The 13,092-nt window shown below is 73.9% G+C and carries 14 protein-coding genes and 1 pseudogene; 7 read left to right on the top strand and 8 right to left on the bottom strand.

Annotation, left to right across the window (positions count from 1 at the left end; all coding sequences use genetic code 11):
• Together UW392_RS17980 and UW392_RS17975 are read right to left on the bottom strand one after the other, a co-directional pair.
• Nucleotides 1-267, bottom strand: a pseudogene (locus UW392_RS17980) (cytochrome P450); the annotation flags it as partial.
• Between the two features lies 1 nt (nucleotide 268).
• The gene (locus UW392_RS17975; RefSeq protein WP_320776032.1) at nucleotides 269-1,333 is read right to left on the bottom strand and encodes a type III polyketide synthase; all 1,065 of its coding nucleotides are present in this window, start codon (nucleotides 1,331-1,333) and stop codon (nucleotides 269-271) included.
• Nucleotides 1,334-1,513: 180 nt separating this feature from the next.
• Here UW392_RS17975 and UW392_RS17970 point away from each other — a divergent pair, with 180 nt between their 5' ends.
• Nucleotides 1,514-2,197, top strand: a complete 684-nt coding sequence (locus tag UW392_RS17970; protein WP_320776031.1) for a transcriptional regulator — start codon at nucleotides 1,514-1,516, stop codon at nucleotides 2,195-2,197.
• 30 nt (nucleotides 2,198-2,227) lie between these two features.
• Here UW392_RS17970 and UW392_RS17965 read toward each other — a convergent pair whose 3' ends face one another.
• The 5 genes from UW392_RS17965 to UW392_RS17945 form a co-directional block, all read right to left on the bottom strand.
• Nucleotides 2,228-2,467, bottom strand: coding sequence for a DUF6213 family protein (locus UW392_RS17965; RefSeq protein WP_257548311.1), 240 nt, complete (start codon nucleotides 2,465-2,467; stop codon nucleotides 2,228-2,230).
• A gap of 25 nt (nucleotides 2,468-2,492) precedes the next feature.
• Nucleotides 2,493-3,878, bottom strand: a complete 1,386-nt coding sequence (locus tag UW392_RS17960; RefSeq protein ID WP_320776030.1) for an NADP-dependent succinic semialdehyde dehydrogenase — start codon at nucleotides 3,876-3,878, stop codon at nucleotides 2,493-2,495.
• Nucleotides 3,879-3,978: 100 nt separating this feature from the next.
• Nucleotides 3,979-4,446 carry an NUDIX domain-containing protein gene (locus UW392_RS17955; protein WP_320776029.1) on the bottom strand — a complete coding sequence of 156 codons (468 nt, stop codon included), beginning with the start codon at nucleotides 4,444-4,446 and terminating at the stop codon, nucleotides 3,979-3,981.
• Nucleotides 4,443-6,059, bottom strand: coding sequence for an ATP-dependent DNA ligase (locus UW392_RS17950; protein ID WP_320776028.1), 1,617 nt, complete (start codon nucleotides 6,057-6,059; stop codon nucleotides 4,443-4,445). The genes UW392_RS17955 and UW392_RS17950 overlap by 4 nt, the downstream gene beginning before the upstream one ends.
• A 54-nt stretch (nucleotides 6,060-6,113) precedes the next feature.
• A complete protein-coding gene (locus tag UW392_RS17945; RefSeq protein WP_320776027.1) occupies nucleotides 6,114-7,109 on the bottom strand; it encodes an NAD(P)/FAD-dependent oxidoreductase in 996 nt (331 codons plus the stop codon).
• A 64-nt stretch (nucleotides 7,110-7,173) separates the two neighbouring features.
• Between UW392_RS17945 and UW392_RS17940 the strand changes: the two genes are divergently transcribed.
• The 6 genes from UW392_RS17940 to UW392_RS17915 all read left to right on the top strand — a co-directional run bounded on the left by UW392_RS17940 (nucleotide 7,174) and on the right by UW392_RS17915 (nucleotide 12,613).
• Nucleotides 7,174-7,821, top strand: coding sequence for an XRE family transcriptional regulator (locus UW392_RS17940; RefSeq protein WP_320776026.1), 648 nt, complete (start codon nucleotides 7,174-7,176; stop codon nucleotides 7,819-7,821).
• 89 nt (nucleotides 7,822-7,910) lie between these two features.
• Entirely contained in the window at nucleotides 7,911-8,906 is a 996-nt protein-coding gene (locus tag UW392_RS17935) for an NADPH:quinone oxidoreductase family protein (RefSeq protein ID WP_320776025.1), read from the top strand.
• The gene (locus UW392_RS17930; RefSeq protein ID WP_320776024.1) at nucleotides 8,903-10,111 is read left to right on the top strand and encodes an acyl-CoA dehydrogenase family protein; all 1,209 of its coding nucleotides are present in this window, start codon (nucleotides 8,903-8,905) and stop codon (nucleotides 10,109-10,111) included. The genes UW392_RS17935 and UW392_RS17930 overlap by 4 nt, the downstream gene beginning before the upstream one ends.
• A complete protein-coding gene (locus UW392_RS17925; protein ID WP_320776023.1) occupies nucleotides 10,108-11,202 on the top strand; it encodes an acyl-CoA dehydrogenase family protein in 1,095 nt (364 codons plus the stop codon). The genes UW392_RS17930 and UW392_RS17925 overlap by 4 nt, the downstream gene beginning before the upstream one ends.
• A gap of 198 nt (nucleotides 11,203-11,400) precedes the next feature.
• A complete protein-coding gene (locus UW392_RS17920; RefSeq protein WP_320776022.1) occupies nucleotides 11,401-12,261 on the top strand; it encodes a phosphatidylinositol-specific phospholipase C/glycerophosphodiester phosphodiesterase family protein in 861 nt (286 codons plus the stop codon).
• Between the two features lie 157 nt (nucleotides 12,262-12,418).
• On the top strand, nucleotides 12,419-12,613 hold the full coding sequence (locus UW392_RS17915) for a hypothetical protein (RefSeq protein ID WP_320776021.1): 195 nt from the start codon (nucleotides 12,419-12,421) through the stop codon (nucleotides 12,611-12,613).
• A gap of 51 nt (nucleotides 12,614-12,664) precedes the next feature.
• On the opposite strand, the gene UW392_RS17910 is transcribed toward UW392_RS17915, so the two are convergent.
• Nucleotides 12,665-13,092: phosphodiester glycosidase family protein (locus UW392_RS17910; protein ID WP_320776020.1), on the bottom strand; the 428-nt coding region annotated here is incomplete at its 5' end.

Raw genomic sequence — 13,092 nt, 5'->3', positions numbered from 1 at the left:
GAAGTGCGGGGCCAGCCGGGTGACCTGGCGGCCGACGACCGCGGCGCGGCTGAACCGGGGGTCGTTCGTCACCAGCTTCACGTCGTCGTACCGCGTCACCAGCCAGGCCCAGCCCTCGCCGTTGGGCAGCTGGATCCGGGTCACCGGGCCCTCCCGCATCAGCTCGGTCAGGACGGGGTCGAAGTCCACCCCCGTCAGGTTGAGGGCGGGCCAGTGCCGTACCGGGGGCATGGGGGTCGTCTCCGGAGCCGTCTCGCTCGTCGTCATCTCACACCGTCTCCTTCGTCGTGTGCTGCCAGCGGCCCAGGGCCATTTCCGCGGTGATGCCGGGGCCGAACCCGGCCAGCAGCCCGCGCGCCGCGTGCTCCGCCCCGCCCTCGTCGAAGAGCCGGCGCAGCGCGTCCAGGACGACGGCGCTCGCGATGTTCCCGTACTCGGTGAGCGTCGCCCGGCTGAAGCGGAAGGCCGCCGGCGGTACCCGGAGGAACTTGCTGAGGTCGTCCAGGATGCGCGGCCCGCCCGCGTGGATGATGTAGAAGTCGAGCTCGGAGGCGTTCCAGCCGTGCCGCCTGGCGAGGCCGTGGAGCGCCGGCGCGAGGGGTTCCATGGTGCCCGGCACCCGCTTGTCCAGCAGGAAGTGGAAGCCGGTGGCGCGGACGTCGTACATGATCCATTCCTCGGTCTTGGGGATCAGGTACGAGCCGTTGCGCTCCAGCTTGACGCCGGTGCCGCCGCGGCCCCGGACGACCGCGGCCGCGACCCCGTCGCCGAACAGGCCGTTGGACAGCAGGGAGCCGATGCCCAGGTCGGTGGGCTGGTAGCAGAGCGAGCAGAACTCGCAGGCCACGATGAGGGCGTTCGCCTCGGGGTAGGCCGTGCAGAAGTCATGGGCCCGGTTGATGGCCGCACCGCCCGCGGCGCAGCCCAGCTGGGCGATGGGGATCTGCCGGGTGTCGCTGCTGAAGTCCATCGCGTTGATCAGCCAGGCCGTCAGCGAGGGCATCATGAACCCGGTGCAGGAGACGTAGATGATGACGTCGATGTCGGTGGTCAGCGTCTCCGCGTCGTCCAGCGCCCGCCGTACGACCTCCGGGACCCGCGCCTTCGCCTCGGCCTCGTAGACCTTGTTGCGTATCTCGAAGCCCGGGTGCTCGAGGGTCTCCTCGATGGGCTGCACGATGTGGCGGGTGCGGACACCGGTGTTCCGGATGAGCCGCAGGGCCAGCGGCAGTTGCGGATGGTCGGGGTGCCGGGCGCGCGCCAGCTGCAGAGTCTCCTCCATCGTGATCACGTGTTCCGGGACCGAGACCGCCGGTCTGCACAAAGTCGCCATGGGGAACGCCTGCTTTCGCCATCCGGGAATCTTTCGTCCCCGGGCGGAAGGTGGTGCCTTCCACGATCGCCCGGCCAGGCGTGCAGGTCTCGCCGGACTACTCCGGACCGGCGACAGCGCCGGCCGGCCGGCCGGGGTATCACCGGACCGTCAGGACGGCCGGACCCGAGGGAGCACACGATGACGAAGACGGCCAGTGCACGAGCGCTGCTGGAGGCCACCACCCGCGGCCTCGCCCCGGAACCCGGGGGCAACCGGCTGGTGCCGCTGATCGCCCGGGGCGCGGCCCGGCCGGAGACCCTCGCCGCGCTGGCGCTCGAACAGCGGCTGGTGGTGGCGGCGGACCACCGGGCGTTCCTCCGTCTGGCCCAGGAGTCCGCCGCTCGGGAACCGGCGAGCGAGCCCTTCTTCACGCTCCTCGCGCGGGGCGAGGAACTGGCGGGGGAGCGGCTGGGGGCCTTCGCCGAGGCCTGCGGCGCGGACGGGGCCCGGAGCGCCGCGTACGTGCCGCGGCCGGGCTGCCAGGCCTACCCGGCCTACGTGGCCTGGCTCGCCCTGAACGGCGCGCCGGCCGACGTGCTGCTCGTCCTGCACGCCAACTTCTCGGCGTTCGGCGGGTACTGCGCGGCCGTCGCCGCGGGCCTGCGCCGTCACTACGGCTTCTCGGACGAGGCCTGCGGGTTCTTCGACTTCTTCGCGGAACCCGCACCGGAGCTGGAGCGGTCGGCCCGTACGGCCGTACGGGCGGCGCTGGACGCCGGACGGGTGGACGAACACCTCGTGCACCGGTACGGGCGGCTGCTGCAGGCGTACGAGGCGATGTTCTGGGCCTCGCTGGAGGAGCCGGCGCCGGACGGCGCCTGAGGCGGGAGCCGCGGGGCCCCTCCCGGGCCCTCACCCGGAGGCGGCCCCGCTGCTGTGGGCGATGCAGGCCACGTCGATGCGGTCGGCCAGTTTGGCGAGCTCGATGGTGAGGGCCGCCACCGTGTCCTCGTCGAGCCCGTCCTCACCGGCCTCCACCAGGTGCAGCCACCGGCCGCCCACCGTACGCAGCAACTTGCTGACATCGGCGGCCGAGACCTGCAACGTGCCGCGGTCGTCGACGATCAGAGGCAGGGTCACTTCGCGGTTCACAGGGGGGATGGTAGTCGCGGAACGCTCACGCCCCGTGCCACACCGTGGTGATGTTGCAGAACTCGCGGATTCCGTGTCCGGACAACTCACGCCCGTACCCGGACCGCTTGACCCCGCCGAACGGCAGCGCCGGGTGGGACGCCGTCATCCCGTTCACGAACACCCCGCCGGCCTCCAGGTCCCGCACGAACCGCTCGACCTCCGCCTCCTCGCCCGTCCACACGTTGGAACTCAGCCCGAACGGCGTGTCGTTGGCGACCGCGACCGCCTCGTCCAGGTCGGCGACCCGGTACAGCGTGGCGACCGGGCCGAAGGTCTCCTCGAGGTGGATGCGCATGTCGGGGGTGACGTCGGCGACGACCGTCGGCGGGTAGTACCAGCCGGGCCCGTCGGGGCGCTCGCCGCCGCACAGGACCGTGGCGCCGTGCTCCACCGCGTCGTCGACCAGCTCCACCAGGTCGTCGCGGCCCCGCTCGCTGGAGAGCGGACCGACCTCGGTGTCCTCGTCGAGCGGGTCACCGACCTTCAGGGCCTCCATGCCCCGCACGAACCGCTCCGCGAAGGCGTCGAACACGTCCTCGTGCACGATGAACCGCTTGGCGGCGATGCACGACTGCCCGGCGTTCTGCGTGCGCGCCGTCACCGCGACCTCGGCGGCCCGGTCGACGTCCGCCGACGGCATCACCACGAACGGGTCGCTGCCGCCCAGCTCCAGCACCGTCTTCTTGATCTCGTCCGAGGCGACCGAGGCGACCGAGCGGCCCGCCGGTTCGCTGCCGGTGAGGGTCGCGGCCTTCACGCGCGGGTCGCGCAGGATGCCCTCCACCGCGGACGACCCGATCAGCAGTGTCTGGAAACAGCCCTCCGGGAAGCCCGCCCGCCGGAACAGGTCCTCCAGGTACAGCGCTGTCCGCGGCACGTTCGAGGCGTGCTTGAGCAGGCCCACGTTGCCCGCCATCAGCGCGGGCGCGGCGAACCTGACCACCTGCCAGAGCGGGAAGTTCCACGGCATCACCGCGAGCACCGGGCCGAGCGGCCGGTAGCGGACGTAGGCCCGGGTGCCCCCGGAGTCCTTCACGTCGTGTCCGGCGGGCTGCTCGTCGGCGAGGAGTTCGGCCGCGTGCTCGGCGTACCAGCGCATCGCCTTGGCGCACTTGTCGGCCTCCGCGCGTGCCTGCGTCACCGGCTTGCCCATCTCGGTCGTGATCGTGCGCCCGACCTCCCGCTGCTCCTCCTCCAGCAGCTCGGCGGCCCGGCGCAGCAGCCGGGCCCGCTCCTCGAAGGAGGTCGTCCGGTACTCACGGAACGCGGCGTCGGCCGCGGCGATCCGGCGCTCGACCTCCTCCTCGCCGAGGGCTTCGTACGTCTTGAGCGTCTCGCCGGTCGCCGGGTTCACCGTGGCGATGGGCATGGCTGACCTCCTGGGGGACGTGCTCTGTGTCGACCTTCCCGCGCGGCGGTGGGCACCGCAACGCGGGCGCGGTGGGGGACCGCTTCCGACGGGACCACCCTCAGGGCGAGTGCTCCGCCAGCCGGTCCAGAAACGCCGTCTGCGCCCGCACGATCACCTGACGGGCCCGGTCGAGGGGGAACCACGCGACCCGGTCGAGCTCGGGGAACTCCTGGACGCGCCCCGAACGCGGCGGCCACTCCAGCGAGAAGGTGCCGGGCACCACGGCCGCCGGATCGAGGTCGCCCTCGACCGCCCAGGCGGTGACGGTCTTGCCGCCCGCCTGCCGCACCTCGCCCAGCGGCACGGCCTCCCCGCCGGGCGGCGGCAGGCCCAGCTCCTCCTGGAACTCGCGGCGCGCGGCGGCCCACGGGGACTCGTCGGAGCCGTACTCACCCTTCGGCACGGTCCACGCCCCGGCGTCCCGGCGCGCGAAGAACGGGCCGCCCATGTGACCGAGCAGCACCTCGGGGCCGTGCGCGCCGCGGCGGTACAGCAGCAGGCCCGCGCTGCGCCGGGCAGGAGTCATCCGTCCGCCTCGGGGCCGGTGGCCGTCCCGGGCTCCGTGGCGGCTCCGTCGTCCTGCCCCGTGGGGCCGTCGGACCGCGCGGCGACCCCGGGATGCGCGGCGAGCACCGTCTCCACCGTGTCGGCCCCGGCCGGTGTCTTGTCGTCGCGGTAGCGCACCAGGCGGGCGAAGCGGAGCGCGACACCGGCCGGGTAGCGGCGGGAACGCTGCAACCCGTCGTACGCGATCTCCACGACGAGCTCGGGGCGCACGGTGAACCCCCAGCGGTGTTCCCGCACCGCCAGTTCCGGCAGCCGCTCGGTCTGCCAGGCGAGCAGCGCGTCGGTCATCCCGATGAAGGTCTTGCCGAGCATGGCGAAGGACCCGTCCGCCGCCCGCGCGCCCAGGCGCAGCACGGAGAGCCACTCAGCGCGTCGGCCGGTGCCCCACTCGGCGCCCAGCACCACCAGGTCCAGGGTGTGCACGGGCTTCAGCTTGAGCCAGGAGGCGCCGCGCCGCCCCGCGCTGTAGGGGGCGTCCAGCGCCTTGACCACGACGCCCTCGTGGCCGCGCGCCAGCGTCTCGGCGAGGAACCGCTCCGCGCCCGGGACGTCGTCCGGACCGTGCGCGAGCGCGCGCCGCACCCGCATGGGCTCGGGCACCAGCCGGGCCAGCTCCGCGTGCCGCTCGGTGAACGGCAGGTCGAGCAGGTCGCGGCCGTCGACGGAGAGCGCGTCGAAGAACACCGGCGAGACGGGCACCTGCCGCGCGGCCGCCTCGACGTCCACCCGGGAGCCCACCCGTCCGGAGGTCTCCTGGAAGGGCCGGGGCCGCCCCTCCTCGTCCAGCGCGATCACCTCCCCGTCGAGGATGAATCGTTCCTCCGCCAGTTCCCGCGCCGCCGTGACCAGTTCGGGCAGCCGGTCGGTGATCTCCTCCAGGGTGCGGGTCCAGATCCGTACGGTCTCGCCGTCGCGGTGCACCTGGACGCGGATGCCGTCCAGCTTCTCCTCCACCGCGCACGCACCCAGCTTGCCCACGGCCTCCGCCACGGAGGAAGCGGTGTGCGCGAGCATCGGCCAGACCGGGCGGCCGACGGTGAGCCGGAACTCCTCCAGGGCCGGCGGGCCGTCCGCGAGCAGGGCCATGGCCACCGTCTGCAGCGATCCCGCGAGCATCACCGCACGCCGTACGGCGTCCGGGGCCGCTCCGGTCGCCCCGGCCAGGCCCTCCGCGGCCAGCGCGTCCAGGGCGCCCTGGCGGACCTCGCCGGTGAGCAGCCCGACCAGGTACCGCTGCTCGTCCTCGGTGGCCGCCGCCAGCAGCGCGCCGACCAGCCGCCTGCGCTCGGCCTGCGAGCCGGTGCCCTTCACCGCCCCGATCCCCGTCAGCCGGGCGTCCACGCCGAGCACGGTGAGGGTGGGCTCGGCGGCCGGCTCGACCTGCTGGGTGAGCAGCTTGGCGCCGATGCCGAGCCGTCCCTGGGGGAGCCGGCCCGCCAGGTAGGGGATGACGACCGGCACGTCCTCCGGATCGGTCTCCCGGAACAGCTCGGCGAGCAGGACGGTCTTCCGGGTGCGCGCACGGGTGGCGGCGACCTCCTGGGACACACGGGCGAGCCGGGCGAACAGCATGCACTCAGAGTGCATCGGATGCGCCCGGTTCACACCTGGTGGCCCCGCGACCGGTCAGTTCGGTACCCGGCGCTCGATGTCCTCCATGATCATTTCGTTGTTGATCGTGGCCGCCGCCTTGTACCCGTCGCCCGCCGCGTGCACGACCTGCTGGGACAGGAGCGTCGCGTTGCCCACCGCCCACACGCCCGGCACGGTGGTACGACCGGTCTCGTCGGTCACCGGGGCGCTGCCGAACGGGGTCTCCTTCGTCTCGGCGCCCAGCCGCTCCAGCAGTCCCGTGCGCGGTACGAAACGGGGGGCGACGAACACCGCGGTCCGCGCGTGCACGGATCCGTCGGCCAGCCGTACGCCGGTCAGCCGGTCGTCCTCCACGACGAGCTCCACGACCTCGCCCGGCACCACGGAGACCCCCGCCGCGGCCAGCCTGCGCAGGTCCTCGTCGGACAGCGCGTCCTCGCCCACGGTGTGCGCGAACAGGGTCACGTCCTTGGACCACTGGGTCACCAGCAGCGCCTGGTGGACGCTCATCGGGGAGGTGGCGAGCACTCCGAAGGCCTCGTCGCGCACCTCCCAGCCGTGGCAGTACGGGCAGTGCAGGACGTCCCGCCCGAACCGTCCGGCGACCCCGGGCACCGGGGGCAGTTCGTCGGCCAGCCCGGTGGCGACGACCAGCCGCCGCGCGCGGACGGTCCGCCCGCTGCCGAGCACCACCGCGAAGTCCCCGGCGTCCGCGTCCGCGTCCTCGTCGCTGTCGCGGTGCACGTCCACCGCCTTGTCGCGGACGAGCTCGACGCCGTACCGCGCGATCTCCTCGCGCCCCACGGCGAGGAACTCCGCGGGCGGCATGCCGTCGCGGGACAGATAGCCCTGCATGTGCGCGGCGGGCGCGTTGCGCGGTTCGCCCGCGTCGACGACGAGCGTGCGGCGCCTGGCCCGGCCCAGGACCAGCGCGGCGGAGAGCCCGGCCGCGCCGCCGCCGATGACGACCACTTCGTACGCCTCTTGGTAGGTCCCTGCGTATGCCTCGGTCACGGTGACCACCTCCATGACGACACGGTCGCGCGGCCGGTGCGGTATTGACAAACGGCTTTGCCGATCCTGCAATAAGTGCATGACGGGCATCGGCGAGAGCGACAAGAGCGACAAGAACGACAAGAACGACAAGAACGACAAGAGCGCGGACGACATCCTGTCGGGGGTCGGCCCCCGGTTGCGCCGGCTGCGCAAGGAGCGGGAGGTGACCCTCGCGGCGCTGTCCCGGTCCACCGGCATCTCCGTGAGCACGCTGTCCCGGCTGGAGTCGGGGCTGCGCAAGCCCAGCCTGGAACTGCTGCTGCCGGTCGCCCGCGCCCACCAGGTGCCGCTGGACGAGCTGGTGGGCGCGCCGCCGGTGCGCGACCCCCGGGTCCGTGCCGAGCCCATCGTGCGGCACGGTCGCACGTACTGGCCGCTGACCCGGCAGCCCGGCGGCCTGCAGGCCTTCAAGGTGGTCGTGCCCCGGAGCGCGGAGAAGCCGGAGGCCCGGACGCACGAGGGGTACGAGTGGCTGTACGTGATGTCGGGGCGGCTGCGGCTGGTGCTCGGCGAGCACGACGTGGTGCTGTCGGCGGGGGAGGCCGCCGAGTTCGACACGCGGGTCCCGCACTGGTTCGGGTCGACGGGGGAGGGGCCGGTGGAGTTCCTGAGCCTGTTCGGGCCGCAGGGGGAGCGGATGCATGTTCGGGCGCGGCCGACGGGCGGGGAGGAGCGCTCCGGCTGAGGCGCCCCGGCTTGTTCCCTCCGTGCAAGCGACCGCTTAGTATGCGAGGCGACCCACGCTCGGACGACACCAACCCGTGGAGGCCCCGCATGCAGGCATGGCACGTGCACGAGAACGGCGAGCCGGGCGAGGCGATGCGCCTCGACGCGGACGCGGCGCGGCCGACGCCCGGCGCGGGCCAGGTCCTGCTGAAGGTGCGCGCCGCGAACGTCAACTTCCCCGACGCCCTGCTGTGCCGGGGGCAGTACCAGGTCAGGCCGCCGCTGCCGTTCACGCCCGGCCTGGAGATCTGCGGCGAGACCGAGGACGGCCGGCGGGTCATCGCCACCCCGGCGCTGCCGTACGGCGGTTTCGCCGAGTACGCCGTCGCGGACGCCGCGGCCCTCCTGCCCGCGCCCGAGGCGCTCGACGACGCCGAGGCCGCGGCCCTGCACATCGGTTACCAGACCGGCTGGTTCGCCCTGCACCGCAGGGCACGGCTGGAACCCGGCGAGACGCTGCTCGTGCACGCCGCCGCGGGCGGGGTCGGCAGCGCGGCCGTGCAGCTCGGCAAGGCCGCGGGCGCCACGGTCATCGGCGTCGTGGGCGGCGCCGACAAGGCCGCCGTGGCCCGCGAGCTGGGCTGCGACCTCGTGGTCGACCGGCGCGAGGAGGACGTCGTCGCCGCGGTGAAGGAGGCCACCGGCGGGCGCGGCGCCGACGTGATCTACGACCCGGTGGGCGGCCCGGCGTACGCGCAGTCGGCCAAGGCCGTCGCCTTCGAGGGGCGGATCGTGGTCGTCGGCTTCGCGAGCGGCTCCGTTCCCAGCCCGGCTCTCAACCACGCCCTGATCAAGAACTACTCGATCATGGGTCTGCACTGGGGCCTGTACAACACCAAGAACCCCGAACTGGTCCTGCGCTGCCACGAGCAGCTCACCGAGCTGGCCGCCAAGGGCGCGGTCAGGCCGCTGGTGAGCGAACGGGTGCCGCTGAGCGCGGCCGCCACGGCCGTGCAGCGGGTCGCCGACGGGGTGACGACCGGCCGGGTGGCCGTCGTACCGGAGCAGGAGGGCACCGTCCCGGAGCTGGAGGCCGCCGCATGACCGACGCGGCCGAACTCGTCCGCCGCACCTCCGACCTGCTGGCCGCGCACCCGGTCGCGACGACGGACCGCCTCGACTTCCTCCGGGCGCGCTTCGACGCGGGACTGGCGTGGGTGCACTTCCCCGAGGGCCTCGGCGGGCTCGGCGCGCCGCGCGCCCTGCAGGCCGTCGTGGACGCGGAGCTGGCGGCCGTGGGCGCCCCCGACAACGACCCGCGGCGCATCGGCATCGGGCTGGGGATGGCCGCGCCGACGATCCTCGGCTTCGGCACCGAGCAGCAGAAGCGCCGCTACCTGCGGCCGCTGTGGACGGGCGAGGAGATCTGGTGCCAGCTGTTCAGCGAGCCCGGCGCCGGCTCCGACCTCGCCGCGCTCGGCACCCGGGCCGTACGGGACGGGGGCGGGGACGAGGACGGGAACGGGGGCGGCGACTGGATCGTCAACGGGCAGAAGGTGTGGACGTCCAGCGCCCACCTCGCCCGCTGGGCCATCCTCATCGCCCGTACCGACCCCGACGTGCCCAAGCACCGGGGCATCACCTACTTCCTCTGCGACATGACCGACCCCGGCGTCGAGGTCCGGCCGCTGCGGCAGATCACCGGCGAGGCCGAGTTCAACGAGGTGTTCCTCACCGACGTCCGCATCCCGGACGACCGCCGGCTCGGTGACGTCGGTGACGGCTGGCGGGTCGCGCAGACCACGCTGATGAACGAACGCGTCTCCATCGGCGGGATGCGCCTGCCCCGCGAGGGCGGCATGATCGGCCCGGTCGCCCGGACCTGGCGGACACGCCCCGAACTGCGCACCCACGACCTGCACCAGCGGCTGCTGACCCTGTGGACCGAGGCCGAGGTCGCCCGGCTGACGGGGGAGCGGCTGCGCCAGCAGCTCGTCGCCGGACAGCCCGGCCCCGAGGGCTCCGGACTCAAGCTCGCCTTCGCCCGCCTCAACCAGGAGATCAGCGGCCTGGAGGTGGAACTGCTGGGCGAGGAGGGCCTGCTGTACGACGACTGGACGCTGCGCCGCCCCGAACTCGTCGACTTCACCGGCCGGGAGGCCGGCTACCGCTACCTGCGCTCCAAGGGCAACAGCATCGAGGGCGGCACCAGCGAGGTCCTGCTGAACATCGTCGCCGAGCGCGTCCTCGGCCTGCCCTCCGAGCCGCGGACCGACAAGGACGTCGCGTGGAAGGACCTCTCCCGATGAGCGCACGGAGCGACCTGCTGTACTCGGCGGAGGAGGACGACGTCCGTACGGCCGTCCGGGCCCTGCTCACGGACCACTGCGACGCGGCGGGGGTCCTCGCGCGCACCGAGTCCGGCGCGCCCCACGACCGCGCGCTGTGGAAGACCCTCACCGAGGGCATGGGCCTCGCCGGACTGCTGGTACCCGAGGAGCTGGGCGGACAGGGAGCCACGCACCGCGAGGCCGCCGTGGTCCTGGAGGAGCTGGGCCGGGCCGTCGCCCCCGTGCCGTACCTGACCAGCGCCGTCGTCGCCACGGAAGCGCTCCTGGAGTGCGGGGGCGGCGAGTTGCTCGCCGCGCTGGCGTCCGGCGGTACGGTCGGTGTCCTCGCCGTCGCGCTGGACGTGGCCCCGCACGGCGCCCGGAGGACCGTACGACTGACCGACGGCGCCCTGCACGGCGAGCTGACCGGCATCGCGGACGCCGCCGTCGCCGACGTGCTGCTGGTCCCCGCGGACGACGGCGGTCTGTACGCGGTGGCCGCCGACGCCGTGACCGTCACACCGCAGGTGTCCCTGGACCTGACCCGGCCGGTGGCGACGGTCGTCCTCGACGGGGCACCGGGGACGCGACTGGGCGCCGCCGGGCCCGCCGTACGACGCGCCCTGCGCGCCGGGGCCGGACTGCTGGCCTCCGAGCAACTCGGCCTCGCCGACTGGTGCCTGACCGAGACGGTCCGCCACCTGAAGGAGCGCAAGCAGTTCAACCGGCCCGTCGGCGGCTTCCAGGCGCTCAAGCACCGCCTCGCCCACCTGTGGCTGGAGATCGCCGGCCTCCGGGCGGCGGCGCGCAACGCGGCGGACACCCTGGCCACCGGCCATGACACCGGCCATGACACCGACATCGCCGTGGCCGTCGCCCAGGCCTGCGCCGGACCCGTCGCGGTCCGCGCGGCCGAGGAGGCGCTCCAGTTGCACGGCGGGATCGGCATGACGTGGGAGCACCCCGTGCACCTGTACCTCAAGCGCGCCAAGGCCGACTCGATCGCATACGGCACGGCCGGCCGGCACCGTGCGGCCCTGGCCGAACTGGTGGACCTCCGGGCGCCCTGACGGCCGCCGCGTCAGCACCCGCGGGGAGCCCGCCCGAACTGGGGCGGGCCCTCCGCCGTGCGCCGTGGTGCCCGGCTCCGGAGAAGTGAACGCACAGCGGCGGTCCGGCCAACTCGTCGCGGGGCACTGCACCCGGGCCCCGGGCGGACCCCATACTCGCTGAGGTCCAGTCAGGCACCCCCCCACGGGAGGCAGAGCATGGCCGCCAGCACCCGCCGCAGATTCCTCACCGTCGGCGCCGCCCTCGCGGGCACCGCCGCCCTCCCCGCCACCCACGCATGGGCGGGCGGGCACCACCACGGCCCGCGCCCCCTGTGGCGCGCCCACGCCCACAACGACTACGAGCACCCGCGGCCCCTGTACGACGCCCTCGGCCACCGTTTCGGCAGCGTCGAGGCCGACATCTGGCTCGTCGACGGTGAGCTCCTGGTCGCCCACGACGCGGTCGACCTCGACCCGTCCCGCACCCTGGCCGCCCTCTACCTCGACCCCCTCGCGGCCCGCGTCAGGGCCAACCGCGGCGCGGTGTACCGCGGACACCGTGAGCCGCTGCAACTGCTCGTCGACATCAAGACCGAGGGGGCGTCGACCTACCTCGCACTCGACCGCCGGCTGCGCCGGTACCGGGACCTGTTCACGACCTACGACCGCGGCCGCGTCCTCCCCGGCCCGGTCACCGCCGTGATCTCCGGCGACCGCGCGGCCCGGGCGCCGATGGAGGCGCAGAAGGTGCGCCGCGCCTTCTACGACGGCCGGCTGACCGACCTCGGCGGGCCGGCGGTCGCCTCGTTCGTCCCGCTGATCAGCGACAACTGGACGCTCAACTTCACCTGGCTCGGGGTGGGCGCCTTCCCGGCGGCCGAACGCGCCAAGTTGCGCCGGATCGTCTCGACGGCCCACGCGCGCGGGCAGCGGGTCCGCTTCTGGGCCACCCCCGACCTGCCGGGCCCGGCACGGGACGCGCTGTGGGGCGAACTCCTCGCGGCCGGCGTCGACCACCTCAACACGGACGACCTCGCGGGCCTGGAGGCGTTCCTCGACGCGCACGAGCGGCCGTGAGACGCGTGACGCGGCACGACGTCACGTAACGGCCCGGGTAACGCCCCGGACGGAACACCACACGTTCGGCGGACAGGTCAGCCGCCCGAACGGCCCCTCCGCTGCGCCACACTTGCGGCCGAACGCCGCGAAACGGACGTGGCGGAGGAGGTTGACGATGGCTGTTTCCATCTCGGTGCTGATGCTGCTGGCGATCCTCGCGGTGGTCTTCCTGCGCAACGGCGCGCTGAGGCTGTCGCACGCCCTGGTCTGCGTCCTGCTCGGCTTCCACCTGGCGAGCACGAGCGTGGCGCCGACCATCCACCAGGGGCTCACGGCGACGACGGACATGGTCAGCAGCCTCAGACCGTAGGTCCACCGGTGATGGTCAGGTCCACCGGTGATGTCGGCGGTGCGAGGGGCGTCAGCGGTCGACGAACACGCCGATGCCGTTGGGCACGGGACGTTCCGCGCCGCCGCTGGGGTGGTTGCGCACCGAGACGGCGGAGGCTCCCCGCTCGCGCGCCACCAGGGTCGACGAGCCGCCGCCGTCGAGATTGAGGGCCTGCCGTGCGCCCAGGCCGAGCATCAGGGCGGCCGTCTCGGCGACGGTGAGGCCACGGCGGTACTCCGGCGCGCCGTCCAGGGCGACCAGCAACAGCCGGCGCCCGCCGTCCGCGATGCCCGCGACGGTCCGTACGGCCGCCGTCCCGTCGTCGAGCCCCGGCAGGGGGCGGCCGCCGGAGAGCACCGGGGTGCCGCCCACCGCGAACACGTACGGGGTGCCGGACCGCGCGGCCACCAGCCGGTGCCGTACGCCGACCCGGTCGCCCACCGCCAGCGCGCGCAGCC

The organism is Streptomyces sp. CRN 30 (assembly GCF_034105845.1).
The sequence above is the reverse complement of the archived record's forward strand: the minus strand, read 5'-3'. Positions and strand labels throughout refer to the sequence as shown.